General features: G+C 63.3%; 16 protein-coding genes, 1 tRNA gene and 1 CRISPR repeat array. Of the genes, 3 read left to right on the top strand and 14 right to left on the bottom strand.

What is annotated here, in order from left to right:
* Nucleotides 1-7 precede the first annotated feature (7 nt).
* Nucleotides 8-676, bottom strand: a complete 669-nt coding sequence (locus tag F1654_RS07275; RefSeq protein ID WP_150022862.1) for a 50S ribosomal protein L21 — start codon at nt 674-676, stop codon at nt 8-10.
* A gap of 291 nt (nt 677-967) precedes the next feature.
* Here F1654_RS07275 and F1654_RS07270 point away from each other — a divergent pair.
* Nucleotides 968-1057, top strand: a tRNA-Ser gene (locus F1654_RS07270).
* Between the two features lie 225 nt (nt 1058-1282).
* Here F1654_RS07270 and F1654_RS07265 read toward each other — a convergent pair.
* Complete coding sequence (locus F1654_RS07265) at nt 1283-1624, bottom strand: helix-turn-helix domain-containing protein (protein WP_150022861.1); 342 nt, start codon at nt 1622-1624, stop codon at nt 1283-1285.
* Between the two features lie 166 nt (nt 1625-1790).
* Between F1654_RS07265 and F1654_RS07260 the strand changes: the two genes are divergently transcribed.
* Nucleotides 1791-2702, top strand: coding sequence for a hypothetical protein (locus F1654_RS07260; protein ID WP_150022860.1), 912 nt, complete (start codon nt 1791-1793; stop codon nt 2700-2702).
* A gap of 101 nt (nt 2703-2803) precedes the next feature.
* Nucleotides 2804-5081: a CRISPR direct-repeat array (repeat unit 32 nt; unit sequence GTTTCAATCCACGCCCCCGTGTGGGGGGCGAC).
* A gap of 219 nt (nt 5082-5300) precedes the next feature.
* Here the strand turns inward: F1654_RS07260 and cas2 are convergent.
* From cas2 to F1654_RS07205, 12 genes are all read right to left on the bottom strand, one after another.
* Complete coding sequence (gene cas2 / locus F1654_RS07255; RefSeq protein WP_150022859.1) at nt 5301-5591, bottom strand: CRISPR-associated endonuclease Cas2; 291 nt, start codon at nt 5589-5591, stop codon at nt 5301-5303.
* 3 nt (nt 5592-5594) lie between these two features.
* Entirely contained in the window at nt 5595-6635 is a 1041-nt protein-coding gene (gene cas1c / locus F1654_RS07250) for a type I-C CRISPR-associated endonuclease Cas1c (RefSeq protein ID WP_150022858.1), read from the bottom strand.
* A gap of 15 nt (nt 6636-6650) precedes the next feature.
* The gene (gene cas4 / locus F1654_RS07245) at nt 6651-7286 is read right to left on the bottom strand and encodes a CRISPR-associated protein Cas4 (protein ID WP_150022857.1); all 636 of its coding nucleotides are present in this window, start codon (nt 7284-7286) and stop codon (nt 6651-6653) included.
* An 8-nt stretch (nt 7287-7294) separates the two neighbouring features.
* A complete protein-coding gene (cas7c, locus tag F1654_RS07240; protein WP_150022856.1) occupies nt 7295-8215 on the bottom strand; it encodes a type I-C CRISPR-associated protein Cas7/Csd2 in 921 nt (306 codons plus the stop codon).
* Nucleotides 8212-10026: a type I-C CRISPR-associated protein Cas8c/Csd1 gene (cas8c, locus tag F1654_RS07235; protein ID WP_150022855.1), complete on the bottom strand. Its 1815-nt coding sequence runs from the start codon at nt 10024-10026 to the stop codon at nt 8212-8214. The genes cas7c and cas8c overlap by 4 nt, the downstream gene beginning before the upstream one ends.
* Nucleotides 10023-10697: a type I-C CRISPR-associated protein Cas5c gene (cas5c, locus tag F1654_RS07230; RefSeq protein WP_150022854.1), complete on the bottom strand. Its 675-nt coding sequence runs from the start codon at nt 10695-10697 to the stop codon at nt 10023-10025. Before cas5c ends, cas8c begins: the two co-directional genes overlap by 4 nt.
* A 446-nt stretch (nt 10698-11143) precedes the next feature.
* A complete protein-coding gene (locus F1654_RS07225) occupies nt 11144-13477 on the bottom strand; it encodes a CRISPR-associated endonuclease Cas3'' (protein ID WP_150022853.1) in 2334 nt (777 codons plus the stop codon).
* A 45-nt stretch (nt 13478-13522) separates the two neighbouring features.
* Entirely contained in the window at nt 13523-13678 is a 156-nt protein-coding gene (locus tag F1654_RS13885) for a hypothetical protein (protein ID WP_199200501.1), read from the bottom strand.
* Nucleotides 13675-13935 (bottom strand): hypothetical protein, encoded by a 261-nt coding sequence (locus F1654_RS07220; protein ID WP_233205181.1) that lies wholly within the window; start codon nt 13933-13935, stop codon nt 13675-13677. Before F1654_RS07220 ends, F1654_RS13885 begins: the two co-directional genes overlap by 4 nt.
* 102 nt (nt 13936-14037) lie before the next feature.
* Entirely contained in the window at nt 14038-14499 is a 462-nt protein-coding gene (locus F1654_RS07215) for a hypothetical protein (RefSeq protein ID WP_150022852.1), read from the bottom strand.
* A gap of 38 nt (nt 14500-14537) precedes the next feature.
* Nucleotides 14538-15875: a recombinase family protein gene (locus tag F1654_RS07210; RefSeq protein WP_150022851.1), complete on the bottom strand. Its 1338-nt coding sequence runs from the start codon at nt 15873-15875 to the stop codon at nt 14538-14540.
* On the bottom strand, nt 15872-16315 hold the full coding sequence (locus F1654_RS07205; protein ID WP_150022850.1) for a DUF2924 domain-containing protein: 444 nt from the start codon (nt 16313-16315) through the stop codon (nt 15872-15874). The genes F1654_RS07210 and F1654_RS07205 overlap by 4 nt, the downstream gene beginning before the upstream one ends.
* Before the next feature lie 296 nt (nt 16316-16611).
* Here F1654_RS07205 and F1654_RS07200 point away from each other — a divergent pair, with 296 nt between their 5' ends.
* Nucleotides 16612-17814 carry a hypothetical protein gene (locus tag F1654_RS07200; protein WP_150022849.1) on the top strand — a complete coding sequence of 401 codons (1203 nt, stop codon included), beginning with the start codon at nt 16612-16614 and terminating at the stop codon, nt 17812-17814.
* The last annotated feature ends 176 nt before the right edge of the window (nt 17815-17990 follow it).

Genomic DNA, 17990 nt, shown 5'->3' with positions numbered 1-17990 from the left:
CCGGGCCTTACTGGCCGGCCAGCTCTTTCGCCTGGGCGATCCAGCCGCCCGATTCCGCCTTCGCCTTCAGACCGGCGATCTCGCCGTCCAGACGCTCGAGATCCGCCTCGCTCCAGGCTGCGACCTGGGCGAATGTGGTGACGCCCGCCTCGGCCAGCTTCTTGGCGTAGGCCGGACCCACGCCATTGAGCTTCGTCAGGTCGTCGCCGCCCGCCGCCTTGGCTTTGGGCTTGGCGTCCGTCTTGGCTTCGGCCTTGGCTTTCGCCGGAGCCTTGGCGGGCTTGGCCGGCGCCGCGTCAGCCGTTTCAGGCTTCGCGGCGGGCTTGGCCGCCTTGGACTTGGCGCCGAGCGCCGATTTGGTCCCGGGCTTGAGGATCTCGGCGATGGAGATCACCGTGATCCACTGGCGATGGCCGCGCTTGCGGCGGTAATTCTGACGGCGGCGCTTCTTGAAGATGATGACCTTCTTGTCCTTGCGCTCATCGAGCACATTGGCCGTCACCGCCGCGCCATCCACAGCCGGAGCGCCCACCAGGGCCTCGCCTTCGCCGCCGATCATGAGCACCTGGTCGAACGTGACCACGTCGCCCGCTTCCGCGTCGAGCTTCTCCACCCGCAGGACGTCGCCTTGCGCCACCCTGTACTGCTTGCCGCCGGTCTTGATCACCGCGTACATATCTCAATTCCTTCTGACCGGAACCGTGACCGCAAACGCCGCGCCATTGCGCTGCATGAAGCGGGCCGGGACCCTTTTTCTTCGCCGGTTCTGAGCCGAGCCGGCGTTGTGAACAGGACACGCGTTCCTTGATGGCCGGACCGGTTTGGCCCGCCCGCCGGAGCGCGAGCGCGCGATATAGGCTCAAGGCCCCTTCAGAGTCAATCAGCCCGGCGCCTGATCGTCTTGCCAGGTGCGGCGCCGGGCGCTTGATTTCCCGGCCCATGTGCGCCACAAACCCGCCCGCCGCTCGGAGAGGTGCCGGAGTGGTCGATCGGGGCGGTCTCGAAAACCGTTGTGCCTTCACGGGTACCGTGGGTTCGAATCCCACCCTCTCCGCCAGCTTTTCACAAATCATCGCCCTCCCTAGCGGAGCATGCCCCAGAAGACCTGCTGGTATTGGCGGATCGAGGCGTCCGGGCTGTTGACTCTGAGTGCTCCCCGGGACGGTCAATTCACGTTCTCCCAGGCCGTTTTTCTCCGAAGCTAATGACTCGATTCACAGCGAAAACGCCTGAATTCAGCTTCGTGCGATTAGGGCTATCAGGCTGGCGATTTGGGTGAGCGTTAGCTCTTCCGGCGGCTTTTCAGAGCGGCCTCGATGACGCCGCCGATCCACTCGAGCTCATCTGGCTCCAGCTCCAGAAGCTGGCGGGAGATGCGGCCGTAGCCGGACTGCTGCAACGCGGATCGCGGCAGATCCGCAGTGAAGAGCTCGGCGGGGTCGATCTCAAGGGCGCTGGACAGGCGCTCGATCATGGCAAAGCGGGTGCCGGATGCGCCGCTCTCGATCTTGGAGATCATATAGACGCTGGCATCGACCGCTTCGGCCAGCTGCTGTTGTGTCATGCCAACGCGGCGGCGATGTGCGGCCACCAGCCTGCCAAATCGTGTTTGCAGTTCGGACATGGGCGCCGCTCCTTCCCTAACGGTGTAGGGCGGAGCGATGGGACGGGGTAATCAACGCTAGTGGCGGAACAAGCCAATACGAGTAATTATATGGCAAGTTTCCGCCATTAGCTTCCCCTCCATGAGATCAGCAGCCGCTCAGAGGCGAGGCTGAAGGGAGAAAGCCATGCTCCAGATCCGAGCCATTCTTGTCCTTGCGACGGCCCTGCTTGTGGCGGCCGGTTGCGCCGACCGCCAGTCGATAGCGGCCCATCAGATGCCTGCGCCTTATCCCTCTCGGGTGGCCGAGGTTGGCCCCTCGAGCAGTTTCTACCGGCAGACGGCGCTGGGAGCCGTGACTGGCACGTCCGAGCTCTCCTGGTTCCTGCCAGAGCCGAACCGCACCGTGTTCCGGGCCCGGTTCGAGCGCATGCTGGCGCAGACGCGGCTGGCAGCGCCGGACCGCAACCATGCCCGGTTTGTGGTAAACTTTGATTTTGACTATGTGGACGGCCCGGTCTTCGGCTCGCACCTCGACGCCATGATGGTGGGGCGCATGACTGTGACCGACCGTATGACGGGTGCACTGGTGATGGACGAGCCGGTCTCGGCCCGGCGTGAGGCCTACTGGCCCGGCGTCATGGAGCGGCACTGGGCTGATGGCCGGGTCTGGGACGTTCTCAACATTCTGCCGTTCTTCTTCGACAGCCCGTGGCTGACTGTCGGCCCGCGATGGGACACGACCTATCCAGCCTTCTCAGGCCCGGAGTGGTTCCCGCTCATCCCGGTACGTATGAGAGACACCGGCACCCTTAATGTCGTCGGAGAGGATGGCCGCGTCTATGGCGCCGCCTCGGGCGCTGATCGGGCATGGCAGGTCAATGCGGCCGTCAGTGACGCTCTCGGCGCTGCGTTCCTGCTCCACCTCGAAAGCCTCGGTCATGTCGCCATATCGCGCGTCCTGCCTTGTGAAGGCGGTGCGGAGATCCGCCAGCTCCAGATCGAGCTTCACCAGCGCGCCGAGCGTTGGACCTCCATGCCTTGCACCACTCCGCCGTCGAACTTCCCGATCGGGGCAGAGGCGCTGGCGAGGTGGTAGAATTCGTTGAGTGCGCACAATATTCAAGCGCTGCCAAATTAAGTGCTATCGCGCAGGGGTGGTGATCGCAGATCGCATGCGCCTTACTTGAGCATCAGATCGTTTCGATCCACGCCCCCGTGTGGGGGGCGATGCTGCTGCGGAAGCTACGGCGCCGCACACAGAAGTTTCGATCCACGCCCCCGTGTGGGGGGCGACGATGCGCTCCACGATCTCGTCAAGCTCGGCGTTGTTTCGATCCACGCCCCCGTGTGGGGGGCGACCCTTACGCCAGCGAACGCCGTTCGCCGATTGGAAGTTTCGATCCACGCCCCCGTGTGGGGGGCGACCCGGGCGCCAGATCAACGGGCTGATCACGGACTGGTTTCAATCCACGCCCCCGTGTGGGGGGCGACATCGAGGCGACATATCTGGCCACGGCTGACCTTGTTTCAATCCACGCCCCCGTGTGGGGGGCGACGCTCTGCCAGCCAGTCCGGCCGGGCCAGCGCATCGTTTCAATCCACGCCCCCGTGTGGGGGGCGACCTGGCGGCCCGGGCTCAACGAGCAGCGCCGGTTTGTTTCAATCCACGCCCCCGTGTGGGGGGCGACGCCTGACCCGAGCATTTGAGCCGAGCGCCGAGCCGTTTCAATCCACGCCCCCGTGTGGGGGGCGACATAGCGCCGCGGCTGGCCCGCCGGGTAGGTGCGGTTTCAATCCACGCCCCCGTGTGGGGGGCGACAGCATGCAGGCGAGATCGCGCGCACCGCCCTTGAGTTTCAATCCACGCCCCCGTGTGGGGGGCGACACCCCGCCCTGGGAGATGAGCGAGGTCTGGCTGAAGTTTCAATCCACGCCCCCGTGTGGGGGGCGACAGGGCGTGGCGGTGACTGGCATCCGCAAGCCCAATGTTTCAATCCACGCCCCCGTGTGGGGGGCGACCCCCTTCGGGGGCACATAGGGCCGCTCGGGGACCGTTTCAATCCACGCCCCCGTGTGGGGGGCGACGCGCGTCCACGCCCAGCTCCGCGGCCATGTTGGCCGTTTCAATCCACGCCCCCGTGTGGGGGGCGACCCGTGCTGGAGGGCGTGCTGGAGGTCCACTGATAGTTTCAATCCACGCCCCCGTGTGGGGGGCGACCTGGTCATGCTGGGCGTCATGACGCCTTTCGAAATGTTTCAATCCACGCCCCCGTGTGGGGGGCGACCAGATAGATGTCTGTGAACATGGCTGGTTCCTAGTTTCAATCCACGCCCCCGTGTGGGGGGCGACGGGCGGCGGTTTGGGTAAGCTGAGGCGCGGCGATGTTTCAATCCACGCCCCCGTGTGGGGGGCGACCGCATGTGACGCGGTCCTCCGTCCATGTCCCAGCGTTTCAATCCACGCCCCCGTGTGGGGGGCGACCGCGCTCCTCGTCGGAAAACAACAGATCGGTCATGTTTCAATCCACGCCCCCGTGTGGGGGGCGACGAGGATGTGGAAGGGGCTGGCTGGGCAGGACCTGGTTTCAATCCACGCCCCCGTGTGGGGGGCGACCTGGCTGACATCATCAATCTGCATAAGGCGTTCAAGTTTCAATCCACGCCCCCGTGTGGGGGGCGACGGCCGAAGCCGTGATCGAGTGCGAGGGACGCCGTGTTTCAATCCACGCCCCCGTGTGGGGGGCGACCCGCCCGCCAGTCAACGCGCCCATCAATCACAAGTTTCAATCCACGCCCCCGTGTGGGGGGCGACCCGCCATGACAGACGCCGAGGCCGCAGCGCTCTTGTTTCAATCCACGCCCCCGTGTGGGGGGCGACGCCAGTCTGCGCGCACGTCTGACCGGCGCGCCGCAGTTTCAATCCACGCCCCCGTGTGGGGGGCGACCGCCGGGCACGCCCGGGATGACCCGCAGCTCGCCGTTTCAATCCACGCCCCCGTGTGGGGGGCGACGGCTGGCGCGGGACGCTTCCCAGCCGTCAAACGTGTTTCAATCCACGCCCCCGTGTGGGGGGCGACCCGGCGTCCCGCCCAGCCCGCGCGGGTTACGGATGTTTCAATCCACGCCCCCGTGTGGGGGGCGACCAGATGCGTCTCTTGCAGCTTGTAATTGGCGAGCTGTTTCAATCCACGCCCCCGTGTGGGGGGCGACCGCTGGAGATATGTCACGGACGAGCCCACGGCCTGTTTCAATCCACGCCCCCGTGTGGGGGGCGACGAGCGCAGGCAGTGACCCTTGACCCGCGCCAGTGGTTTCAATCCACGCCCCCGTGTGGGGGGCGACGCCACATCGGCCATGTTTTCCTCAAGGAAATAGGCGTTTCAATCCACGCCCCCGTGTGGGGGGCGACCTGAGCGACCAGGCCAGGGCGATGATCCAGCCCAGTTTCAATCCACGCCCCCGTGTGGGGGGCGACTGTGTGGGGTCTAACATACCGGTTCCACGCAGGAAAATGACGTGTTTGCGCGAACATTGCCAATAAAGCGGCCTTGGCGCTGGCGGCGTATAGCCTGGCCGGGCGTCCATGCCTGTTTTGCTTGGCTTGACGGCTTTGCGCGAACCTCCCGGTTTGAGGTCGGTTGATTCAGGTTCGCGCAAGGCGTAGCCGCTGGGCGCAATGACCCGCGTGAAGGGTTCAGAACAGGAGCGGGCCGTCCAGATCGGGTGCGCTTTTGGCCCCCACATGTTCAATACGCTGCTTGCCTTCGGCGCCCAGGCGGTAAAAGCGAAGGCTGTCCTCGGTTTCGTCAATTTCTGCGATCAATCGGGCGCGCAGCGCCACCCATTGGGCGGGCTCCAGTTCACACTCGAACACAGAGTTCTGGACGCGCTGCCCGAAATCCAGACATGCCCTCGCCACGCGGCGCAAGCGCCTGCGCCCCCCCGGGGAAGCCGTGCTCACGTCATAAGTGATTAGCATCAGCATGGATCACTTCCAGACAAAGGGCGGGTAACTATCCAGATCGCCTCGCAAATGCCGCGAAAGAAGCCGCGCCTGCAGATGCGCCATGAGGCCCATGGGCGCTGTTTCGCCCAGGAAGGGGTGGCGCAGTTCGCGTTTCTTACGCTCCTGCCACGCGACCAGAACCTCTTTGCGACCCGCTTCGGTAAGACTTACTGCGCCACCCGCGTCAATATCAAAATCGCCCGCCTTGAGTTGGCCGCGATTGATCAAGGTCAGAGCCAGCCGGTCGGCCAGGACAGGGCGCAATTCTTCCATCAGGTCCAACGCCAGACTGGCGCGCCCTGGCCGATCAGCATGAAGGAAACCAACTTGCGGGTCGAGACCAACGCTCTCCAGCGCGCTTCGGCAGTCATGGCCTAGCATGGCGTAAAGGAAAGAAAGAAGGGCGTTGACCCGGTCCAGGGGCGGCCGTCGCGAGCGGCCTGCGAACCGGAAAACAATCTGTCCGCCCGCCAGCAAAGCATCAAATACGCTGAAATAGGTGTTGGCAGCTTCGCCCTCGAAGCCGCGCAGGATGTCGATCTGATCAGCGGAGGCGGCCTTGCGGGCGATAAAGTGCAATCGCCGGGCGGCCTCCTCCAAAGCGCCGCTGGCGCTCCGGTCCATTTTGGTGCCGTGATCACGCAGGGACCGCATCAGGACTGTGCGCTGGTTGGCCGCTTTGGCTGTCACTATGCCCCGAATGACCGGCACGGCTTGGTCCGGATTGTCGGCCATGCGATATTGCTTGCGCCGCAGCAACACATTGCCGGAACGCGGTCCCTCGACGCGTGCGAGAAAACGACCCTGCGGCGTCAAGAAGGAGACTGCAATCGCCCTGTCCGCACAGGCTGCCAGCAAGGCGGGTGAAGCACCTGTACGATTGAAGCAAACCACGCCTTCGATACCATGCAGCGGCACGCGGCCGCGCTCAGCGCCGCCCGCCTCAACGACCAGGTTCTCTCCATCCTTGCGCAGCCAGGCGTCCTCGCTCGTGACGTAAATGGTATTGAGAAGCTTGCGCATCGGGGCCTTGTCTGCTTATCCCCTGCTCACTTGGCGCAGAAGCCAGCGCGAGACATCCGGCGGCGCCTCAAGCCGGTCCGGATAGCAGACGTTTGCAAGGGAGCAGCGCTGACAAGCCTTCATCCGACGCGGGGGCGGCGTATGGCCTCTGGCGATCATGTCTGCGCACGCTGCTGCGGTCTCGTGGACCAGGGCGCGCAGTTCGCTGTCAAATGTCACGACCTGCCGTTTGCGGGTCTGGCCGTAGAACAGCGCGCCGTCAGAAACTTTGGTTTTGAACATTTCTTCCAGGCATAGGCCCTGAGCGCACAACTGAACTTCGTCAGCGCGATGAGACTTGGGCCTTCCCCGTTTGTATTCCACCGGATAGGGGGTGGTGCCGTGAAACTCCACTACATCCGCCTTGCCGGAAAGACCCAGGGCCAGCGAACGAAGGCTCAGGCCCCGAACGATGCGTACGCCATCGCGCCGTTCCGACCGACCGGCGTCCACACGCTCATGCAGAAGCCTGCCCTGCATGGTGGCGGCGTCCTCGGCCCAGACCCGCTCTACATGGATCAAGGCGCACTGGCGCGGGCAGAACAGATAGTGCTGCAGCGCCGAGATCGGCGTTAGCATCGCTTCGCTGGCGCGATCTGGAGGGACCTGCATGATACGTTCTACCGCTCAATGATATACACGCCTACGGGCAGACCATCACGGCTGATGCGCACGTCGTAATCGCTCCAGTGGCGCGCTGGCGGCCAGTTGTGGGTGGCGCTATGGCCCACCGGATGGCTGGAACCCTCATGAATGCGGTGCGTGGTGACCCGGTCAAAAAGCGCCTGTGCCTGGGCATTGCCCAGAGCGCTCTCGTGGCGGAACACGATTAGCTTTCGCGTGGCCATCTCCCCGCGCGCCGCCGAGCGGTCATGGTCGAACATATCGCCCAGCGCTTGCCAGAGGAGTTCCAGATCATCCTGCGAGAAACCCGTCCCCTTGGTCTTGTGACTGGCCAGCGGGGCTGAGATGAAGCCATGTGCGCGGTACAGGCCATAGGGCACGATATGCTTGCGCCCCATGGTGCGCCCGCCCTTCTCGTCGGCGTCCTTCTCGGTGGTGGCGGCCATGCGGGTGATCGAAATCTCCAGTGGCAGGATCGGCTCCACCGAGCGCGCGAAGGTCATCTGCACCGGGCCGCGCACCTGGCCTGCATTCACGCCGGTGCTCATCACTGCGCCAAAGGCGCGGATGTCCCAGAAATTGGCGCACATCCAGGCGGTCAGCTCGCGGGCCTTCTGCTGGTCCTTGGGCAGTTTCTTGAACTCCTCGTCCTTGGTGATCTCCGGCATCACCGCAGCCCAGGCCTCCTTGTGCAGAAGGTTCAGTGCAGAGCCCTCTGACATATAGATGCGGTGCTCGCTCGCCATGGCGACATAGTTTCGAACTTTCCGCTTAAGCGCGACGTCAGAGACCAGGCCCTGATTGGTCTCGGGATCAAGGCGCGGCATGTTGCCCGCGTCCGGGTCGCCATTGGGATTGCCGTTGGCGACATCGAAATACAGCACGAATTCGTGGCGGTTTGTGACCGGCTGGCTCATGCGTCAGTTCCTTCCGTCTCGCTGTCGGCGATATCGGCACTGAGCGCATCGCCCTTCTCGTTGGTCAGCTTGGTGGCGCGCTGGTGATAGTATCCGATGGCGAACTCGCCCTGATCGGCGAGGCGCAGGGAGCGTGGCCAGATGCCGCCCGGTCCGGGTTTGAAATGGCTATTGATCTCTTCCAGCTCGCGTTCGATCAAGGCCGCCCAGCCGGGCTTTTCCTTGCGGACCTTGGACAAATGGTTTTGTCCGCCGCGCACGATGAGCGGGAACACGCCCGCCGGCGTCGCCGATGCCGCACCGAAATAGCGGTCACGGATGGTGGCGTTGACATTGCCCAGCGCGGCGCGCTGGGCCATCTCGTAGACGGCGAACAGCCGGCCCAGCTGATAGCCTGTGTTGTCATGCTGCCTGTCGAGGCCCACGGGAATCTCCCTTTCTTGCAGGACAGTTGAATGTCGACGCTGGCGGTTGAGAACGGCGCGGATGACCGCCGCGTGCCAGCCGGTGGCGGCGCTGTCGCCCGCCCGCAAGCGCATGATCGCCGCGGATAGAAGGCTCTGCGGATAGCTTGTGCCGGTCAGCACGGCCCGCATGACCTCGCCAGCCAGAAGCGGTGGTATATTCTTGAAGTCGCCCTGAGCGGCCGTGGTGCGCACAAGCAGGCGGCTGACCGACGGCGCTGCGCCCCAGCCCAGCGGTGCTGGTTCCAGGCTCAGGTCCGCATGGTGCTGCGCCAGAGCATTGGCGAAGTGCTCAAATTCATCGGACAGCCAGAACCTGACCGACAGGCGCGCGGCATTGGGTGACAGGCCGAGGACGTGAAAGCGCGTGCCCTCTGCAATGTCCGGGCGCACGGTCTTGAGCGGCTTGCCTTTGGCGATCTGCTTGAGTTGATCGCTGATAAGCGCGGCTTCGGCCTCATCGGTGACGTCAGCGTCCAGGACCTTGGCGAAAAAGCTGTCCGCAAGCTTGGCGGCGCTGGCTTCTCTGGCATCGGCCCAGAAGATGACAGTCGCATCACCTACCGGACGGCGCAGGCGGTTGGGTCCGTCACGAGTAAGGAGGTGGTTGAGGGCCGCGCCATACCGGAAGGCGGCGGCCTGCGAAGTGGGCGCATTTTCGCCTTGCTCCTTGTCCAGCGAGGTGAAGGCGTCGAGGTTGAATGACACCAGCGCAGCGCCGGAAGACTGAGCGCCTTCAACCCCTTTAATAGTAGGGTGCAGACGAGCGGGCGGACCTGTCTCGCCGGTTATCAGGCAAATCACTCTGCCTTCATCACCTGCCGCCCCTGCGCGTCTGGCGACAAGCGCTCTGGCTGCCGGGCGTTCATGAAGATAACGGCGCTCCCCTTTGAGGCGGAACATCACATTGGCGTCGAGCATGTCTTCCATGAACGGCGCCTGATCGAAACGCTCCGGCGTCCAGTTGGTCAGAAAGGCGCGCAGGGCCACCAAACCCTCGTCATCTTCTCCCTCCAGCGCATCTAGATGGAGGGTGCGGAATGCGTCGTGCTCGTCCGCCGTGCGCTTGCCGGACCCGGCTGTGCGCCCGAGGACATATGCCGTCTTGTCCCAAAGAAAATTGGGTGCAATCCCAACCGTCCGTTTGACCGCTGCGGGTACGGTGCAGAGCTTTACACGCGGCTTCTTGCCGGACAGATCGTGCAGGTTTTCCACATCCACAACCGTCCCGTCCGGAGCGAGCACGATGCACCAGCCGAATTTCTCGGGACTCCAACCAGGGGCAGTCACTTCGCCGCGCTGGTCCAGCCTGTGATAATACCCGTCCAGCGCCTGCAGGATGCTCACCGCACGACCTCCTGCGCATAAAAGGACGGCACATCGATCACGCCACCGCGCATTTCGGCGCGGAAGAAGCGGGACTCATTGCGCCCGCCCTCGAAATCGATGTCGTGCAGCATCCAGCCGAAATCGGCGTCGCGTTTATCAGGCCCCAGTTCGCAGGCGGGCCGGGGATCGCCGTCTCTGATCAGGGCGAATTCGGCGGGAAATTCGCGGGTGCCAAGACACGGGCGGTGGAAACACTGGCCCTGGCTGGCGCGCCGGTTGAACATGGAGATGTGCTTGGCCGGTGTGTCTTCATCGCCGGCCTTGCCGGTCATCGTGAAATGCGCCTCGATCACATAAGCCACATCCACCAGCACCATGGCGGCACGCTGCTGCCGGTTTTCATCGACCACGATGCCCAGGCCCTCTGTCGTGCCGCGTTTCATGGCGCTTGCGGCATTGGCCGCACTCGCCTTGGCGCCCACCTCATTGCGGCGGATGGACTGGAATCTGACCGGCTTGAGGACATGGATACGGTCCACATGCCAGCGGATCGCCGGTTTCCAGTGGATTGCTTCCAGGATGCCGCGTGCGGCGGACGGCGTCATCACGTCATAACTGACGCGCTCGACCTTCATTTCAGGGCGGGTGAAACAGGCATAATCGCCCCAGACATGCAGACGGATGGTCATGCCTTGTTTTCCGTTCCGAATGAGATGCCTGGAGCAATACTAGGTGAAACAACCACAGCGGCACAAGTTTTCTGCGGTTGGCGACAGCTTGGAAAATACCCACGCCCCCGAAGTCGGGGGCGTTATGATCTCACAATAAAGTGGTGCGCTATCCACTGTATTTCGATCCACGCCAACCGCAGAAAAAAGCCAAGCGGGATCCCGCTTGGCTTTGATTCTTATATGAAGCCGGCTATGAACCACATAGCGCTACTCCTTTCTCCCCGGCGCGGGGGCTGGGGTTTCGCCGCAACAATTGCCGCGGGAGCCTGACGGTGTGAGCGTCAGGCTCCCAAACATTTCCGATCTGAGATATAATGTTAATAATGATTTAACATAAAGATTGCTCTACATACTATGAAATATTTCCAGTGACATGCTGGAGGCCGCCTTCAAAAACCGATCCTTCAAAACCCGATATTGCTCTCACTGGAACGGGCATGCGGATCAGCATCCAGGCGCAGGCCCAGCTCATGGTCATACAGTTCAGGCAGGACGCCAGCCCGGGTCTGCGCCAGCACCGCGAAGCGGTCGCCATACTCATCAGGACGGATGAGCTGGACCACGCCGCTGGCTATCAGTGCGTTGCGTGTGTTCACGGGTACAGGGGCTACATATTGCTGGAGCGTGCGCTGCGCATGCGAGGGCGGAAAGGGAGCGTGGCGCAGTTTATGGATGGCTGCTTCGGCCCGCGCATCGAATGGAACGATGACAGGCGCCATGGCGTCATCAATCATCCGGAATGCTTGTGCGATTGAGGCGAAGGGAAAGTTGATTCTGGACGCGCCTGCCCGGATCGCCGGGATGATGGCCAGCTTTTCCCCATCCGGCATGCGTGCCAGATCCAGTGCATCGAAGCCCTGCTTCCAATAAAGCTCCCTGTAGAATTCACCGATGGCGTCAAGCGCAAGCACACCGGCCTGGAAATCTCTGAGCACGGGCCGGGCCGCTTGATAGAAGGCTTCGATCATTGGGGGCGTCTTGCGTCCAGCAGGCTCGAACACCACTGTGCGCCCCAGACCGTCCGCCTTGCCCTCACGGTTGCAGCGCCCCGCTGCCTGGGCGATGCTGGCAAGTCCGGTCGCAGCGCGCCAGACCTCGGGAAAGTCGATATCCACCCCCGCCTCAATCAGGCTGGTTGAAACCAGCCGCACCGGGTTGCCGTTGCTCAGATCCCGGCGAAGGCGCTCCAGCACTTCGCGGCGATGCTGCGCGCACATCAGCGTCGACAGATGAACCGCGCCTGCCTGATCCTGCTCGCGCAAGATTGCAAACAGCTCGCGCGCGTGAGCCCGACTGTTCACGATGCATAACATGTGCGGCTGCTGAGCGAAGCGCGCGGCGATATCCGCATCCTCAACCGGGTCACGCGACCAGTCCACTTTGACGCGCCTGAGCTGACGGTAGAGCGCCTTCGGCTCGGGCGCCAGTTCTCGCTCGTCGGGGATGTCCAGCCCTTCCGGCAGACCATTGTGTGTCTTGGACGGCAGCGCCTGGTCTTGCACACGCAGGGCTGGCTGGGTGGCCGTACATAGCACCACACTTGCCCCATAGTTTTTTGCCAGCTCATCGATGACGGCCAAGCACGGGCGCAGGAGGTGCACAGGCAGCGATTGCACCTCGTCCAGAATGATCACGCTGCGTGCAATATTGTGCAGCTTGCGCGCCCGGCTGGTGCGGGCGGCGAACAGGCTTTCAAAGAATTGCACTGAGGTGGTCACGATCAGGGGCGAATCCCAGTTCTCCGCGTCCCGGCGCAGCTTGCCGCCGCCGTCCGCGCCCTCGCGCTCATCATCGCTCCCCTTGCCCGGTTCAAAGCGGTCCCAGTCGAAACTGGAGTGATGCTCCAGCACGTCATCGCTTAGGCCTACCTGCTCACGGAAGACCTGGGCGGTCTGCTCGATAATTGAGGTGAAGGGGATCACATATATGATCCGGCGGAGTCCGTGGTGAAGCGCGTGCTCGGCCGCGAAGCTGAGAGAGGTGAGCGTTTTGCCGCCTCCGGTCGGCACAGTCAGTGTGAATAGCCCCGGCTCCAGCGCGGCTTTGCTGGTAGCGTGATCAAGAATCTCGCCACGCAGGCGATTGAGGTCCGTACTGTTGTTGCGCTTTGCGGTCAGGTGCGCGCGCACCCTGTCGAGATGGGGCCGCCCGAACAAGCCGCCGCGTGATGGTTCGCTCTCTCCCCGCGAGGCGGCATAAAAACGTTCCGTTTCAAGAAAATCTGCATCGACCAAGCAGGAAAATAGCATGCGGGCGAGAAAGGCGATGGAGAAGCTTTTGTCGATGGCGTTGGCGTTGTGTCCAACCGGCATGGATTGAAATTTCGCCTTTTCTGGAAGCATCCCAGCGTGGGCCTGCCACCCAGCATAGTCTTCCACGGACTTGGCTAGCCGCTCGTCCAGCTTGCCGCTATCCATCAGACCGCTATGATGACCGGCAATGCCGTAGGCAAGCAAACGGCCCCAGAGAGCGCCATAAGCTTTAACAGATTCTTTGGCGCCTGCAGTACTATGATCAGGACCGCGCCTTGTTCCATCTGATGAAGCACCAATGTATGCTTGATAGGCGGCTGAGCACTTGCCGATGTCGTGCAGCAAGCCCATACATTTTGCTGCGGTCTCAGCGCCGAAAGCACCCGCGGATTTTGCAGCAGTTGCACCAACGGAGCTCAAATGCTTTTCAAGCGGTTCCCAGTTATCTTTTGACTGCTCTGGCAGTGAGTGGGCAAACAATTTCATGAATTTGTTCCGACCAAGATCACCACGAAATGGTGCGCCAGTTTATCACTTGTGAGACGCCGCGATAGCGCGCGCCATGTCCAGCGTTGGCGCGGTCATGGGATCACCGCTGCGCGTGCAGCCATAGACCCAGAACGTCTCGCCCAATGGGTCGAGGCTGCGCCATATCTCGATAGCCCATTGGGCGAACACCCGGCTCATGGCGCGTACTCGCCTTCGCCGAACGCACTGTCCGCGATCTCGCGCAGACGGTCGCGATATCCGGTGATCGTGCCGACATGGCCCCAGCTGATCTCGTCCGGGCAGGTATTGAAGTGGTCGTCGCTCAGTGCGCGCAGGCGCTCGAGCATGGCGTCGATCTCGCTCCTGACGGCGATGAACGCGTCGAGAGCAGCGCCCGCCGGCTGGCCGGCCTGTGTGGTGGGCGATATCACGCTCCGGGGTGTCGTCGGGGTCATCGTCATGGCTCCGCCTGTCCTGTGGCTGTTCGGTATCGGGACGTTCGCTCCGGTGCGGCCAGTAGTCCACCCGGTGCGCACCTGTGCGTTAATGGACCCTGTTCAGCGCATCCCGAACCGCTGCCTCTGTGCGCTCCACTCCCATGGGAACGGCCTGAGGGCGGTCTTCAGATCGAGGGTGTGGGGCTGATGGCCATCGAGGATGGCCCGGGTGATGTCCGGGGCGAGCAGGGTCAGGCGCAGGACGCGCGAGACATAGGACTTGCCCACCTTCTCGGCGGTGGCGAGATCCGAGATCGTGGCGTGCGTGCCGTCGTTCAGGAGCGCGGCCCAGCGGTGAGCGCGCACGAGGGCGCGGATCAGGGTGGCGTCGGGCCGGGCGCGGCGCGCCTCGGCCTTCATCCTGCGCGCGCCCGCGGTGCTGACATAGACGGCGCCGCCGGCGTCATCAGGCAGGATGATGGTGGTCTGGCCTGGCAGGTGGCGGAACTTCAGCGGCACGTGAAGGGTCAGCGTGCCGGGGCTGCTGGCGTGTGCGGCGGGTTCTCTTCCGGAGGCGGCCATGTCCCGCCTCTGCCTGCGCGGCGCCGATCCGTCAGCCATCAGAGCGCTCCTGCCTGATCGGACTGCGGCGCCGTCCTTTGCGAGACGCCGAGCTCCAGCGCCAGATGCGCGAACCCGTCAGTGCGCACGGCGATGGCAAGGCCCTCGTCCGACACGTCGACCCGCTCGATCAGCAGGCGGGCGATGCGCGCCTGCTCGCGCGGGAACAGGCGCGTCCATACGCCGTCGAACGTGCGCAGCTGCTCGCCGACCTCGGCCTCGGGGACGTCATGGCCCTCGCGCTTCAGGGCGCGGGTGGTCTCCATGATGGTCTCGGGCTGGGCGATGATGGTGCGCAGCCGGTCGATGACGGCCTCCTCCACCGCGCCGGCGGGCACGCGCGCGCTGGCATGAACGCGTCTGGCGCCTTTGAGCAGGGAGGCGTCGACATAGTAGCGGTAGAGCTGGCCGTGCCTGCCTTTGGAGAACGTGGGCGACATGGCCCGGCCCGTGGGCCCGTAGATGATGCCCTTGAGAAGGGCGGGCGTCTGCGCGCGCGTGGCCGCGCCCCGCTCGCGCGGCGCCCGCGCGATGATGGCCTCTTTCTTCTGCCAAGTGGCGGTGTCGATGATGGGCGTGTGCAGGCCCTTGAACCACTCGCCCTTGTGGCCGACCTCGCCGATATAGACCCGGCTGGCGAGCATCTTGGTGATGGCGCCCTTGTCGAACGCGCGGCCCTGCCGGTTGATGACGCCTTCGCTCTCCAGCGCCCGGGCCAGCAGCGTGCCCGAGCCCATGGTGATGAACCGCGAGAAGATCATGCGCACGATCTGCGCCTCCTCCTCCACGATGATGAGCCGGCCGTCGCTTGCGCGGTAGCCGAATGGAGGGACGCCGCCGGTCCATCGCCCCTTGCGCTTGGCCGAGGCGATCTTGCTGCGCACGCGCTCGGAGGCCATCTCGCGCTCCAGCTCGGCGAACCCCATGATGATGCCCAGCGCGAACCGGCCCATGGCGGTGGTGGTGTTGAAGTCCTCGGTGATGGACACGAACGTCACGCCATGGCGTTCGAAGAACGCGATCAGCTGGCGAAAGTCGAGCACTGAACGTGACAGCCGGTCGATGCGGTAGGTGATCACCACGTCGACGAGGCCTGCGCGGATGTCGGCCATCAGGGCCTTGAGGCCCGGGCGCTCCATGGTGGCGCCTGACACCCCGCCATCGTCATAGAGCGTTGGGATGACCTGCCAGCCCTCATAGGCGCGCGCTTCGATGTGGCGCACGCAGATGTCCCTCTGGTGATCGAGCGAGTTGTACTCCTGTTCAAGCCCGTTCTCGGTGCTCTTGCGGGTGTATATGGCGCAGCGCATCGCCTTGGGTGTGACGGGGTCTTTCATGATCGCCGCCTCACCAGCCCGAAGAAGTACGGCCCGCTCCAGTGGGTTCCGGTGATGCGCCGGGCGATGGCGGTGAGGGAGGCATAGGGCCGGCCCTCATACTCGAACCCGTCACGCGTGATGGTCACGGTGTGGTCCTCGCCCTGCCATGAGCGCACAAGGCGCGTGCCGATGGGGGGAAGCTCGCGCGGCACGCTCTTGCGAGAGGCCTCGCTGTTGTAATCGTCAGCCATGGCCCGCAGGCGCCTGCGTGTGCCCTCGTCGAGCCCGCCAAGGCGCAGCTCCTGTATGCGGTAGCTCATCCGGCTGATCAGGAACCCGCGGTTGGCCGGCGGCGGCTGCCCGTCAAACAGGGTCTGCCAGCGCGCCTTGAGCTCGGGCACGCTCAGCGCGTCAAGCTCGGCCAGGGCGGCGGCTATGGGTATGTCAGGCGCGCTCATGGTCACTCCGTTCGCAGGGGCGTGCACGACTGCGTGGTGTGCGCTCGCAGTCCACAGGTGACGAGCACACGTCCTCACCGTCCCCGCACGCCTGTGTCCCTCGCGCCACGCCCAGCGCCAGCAGCCGCGCCACCTCGGTGAGGCGTTCATCAGTTGATAGCCGGTCAGGGTGTATGGCGTTGTCCATGCGCCAAGGGTGCCGTCTCGCGCACCTCATGTAACGGGAACGCGCTCGAACTTTACTCGTGACCGCGTTCCCTAACCGCGCCGCATGGAGGCAGGGTAAGGGGAGAAGGGTGTTGCGCAAAGTGCACCGGTCGGCTGACGATCCGCTTTACACGCTCGACTTCCCGACGCCTGAGGAGCTGCTGGACATTTTTGTCTTGGCTCCAGAAGCGCCGGAGGACCCGGCAATGAAGCGGGGCCATTACATCCTTCTGGACCCGCTGCTCGGACGCCTGCTTACCTGTGATATCGCTTCGCCGGAGCAATATGCAGCAGTTCTGCCGGTGGTCGAGTTGGTTCTCATCCGGTTTAAAGAGCGCAAGAGCAAGCATGAAGATGCGCTCAATTTGAAAGAAATTCGTCATAGATTGAAGGATACATCGGTAGCTCTCAAGGCGGCCACTGAAGCGCTCAAACCCATAGTCCGATATATTGACGCGTATCCAGACAGAACCAATCTATTCGACCCTGATCTGGTTTATGCGGCCATGAAAAAAGAGCCTGATGAGGGAAACAGATTTCTGCTGATCAGCTACTTTTTCCCGGAGCGGGTGGCCGAGCTGCAAAGCGAGGGGGTCTTTGATGATCATGACAAGCTTACCGAGGCTAATGATCCGAATCTGTTGCGGAACCCCGTTGCAGGACCGCTCTCGAACCTTGGCGTTCGCGAGATCGCAGAGTTTGCCAGGCGGATGGCTGAGGTATCCAAAGTCATCGACTTTGTAGTGCGATGCAAATCCACCGGTGGCGAGAAACAGACAAGCTTATCGCTTTACCGAGGCAGGGTGGTATGGCACGCGTGCCATGAGGCTTGGCACCTTATGCGCTTATTTCGCCGAAAGGCCACGGGCGGCGACAACTCTCCATTCCACAAGGCGGTAAACCGCCTCGCAGGAGGCTCGCCCGGGGGCAACCGGAAGACGATCGAGGCTTACCTGTCGGCCCTGGAGGAATATGACGCTGCCACAGAGGATATGTGGCAGGCTTTTCAGAGTGATCATCTGCCATACCATCAGGAATGGGCAGGCCTTGTCTGCACTGTGTGCGAAGCGACCTCCAACCCGATTTTCCCGAATGACTCCGGCGAGTTCGATATCAGCAGGCCTGAGCACCAGATGGAGCTCTTTGCTGGCTGGCTCTTCCTGATGGAAACGGTCGTCCGGACTGGAATTTTTACAGGTGATGAGGTTTGTCTCAGGCGCCCGCCGCCAGCTCTCATGGCTCGTTGGTCCGCTGCTTTCGACGAGCTGAAGAGAGGCCGGAAGGCAGGCTAGCAATTAGGTTTAGCCGGGCCAGGGAACGCGGCCCGGAAATTTTCTCTACCGCGTTCCCAATACAGAGCCCCTGCCCTGTGCCATCAATCCCGCCGATCACCACGCGCCTGATTGTGTGGTTCGATTCATAGCCGGCATTGAGGCCGGTCGCCCCTGGTCGTTCGGATTGCAATTAA

Source organism: Alkalicaulis satelles, assembly GCF_008630495.1.
GTDB classification, from domain to species: Bacteria; Pseudomonadota; Alphaproteobacteria; order Caulobacterales; family Maricaulaceae; genus Oceanicaulis; species Oceanicaulis satelles.
This window is presented reverse-complemented; position numbering and strand designations above follow the sequence as displayed.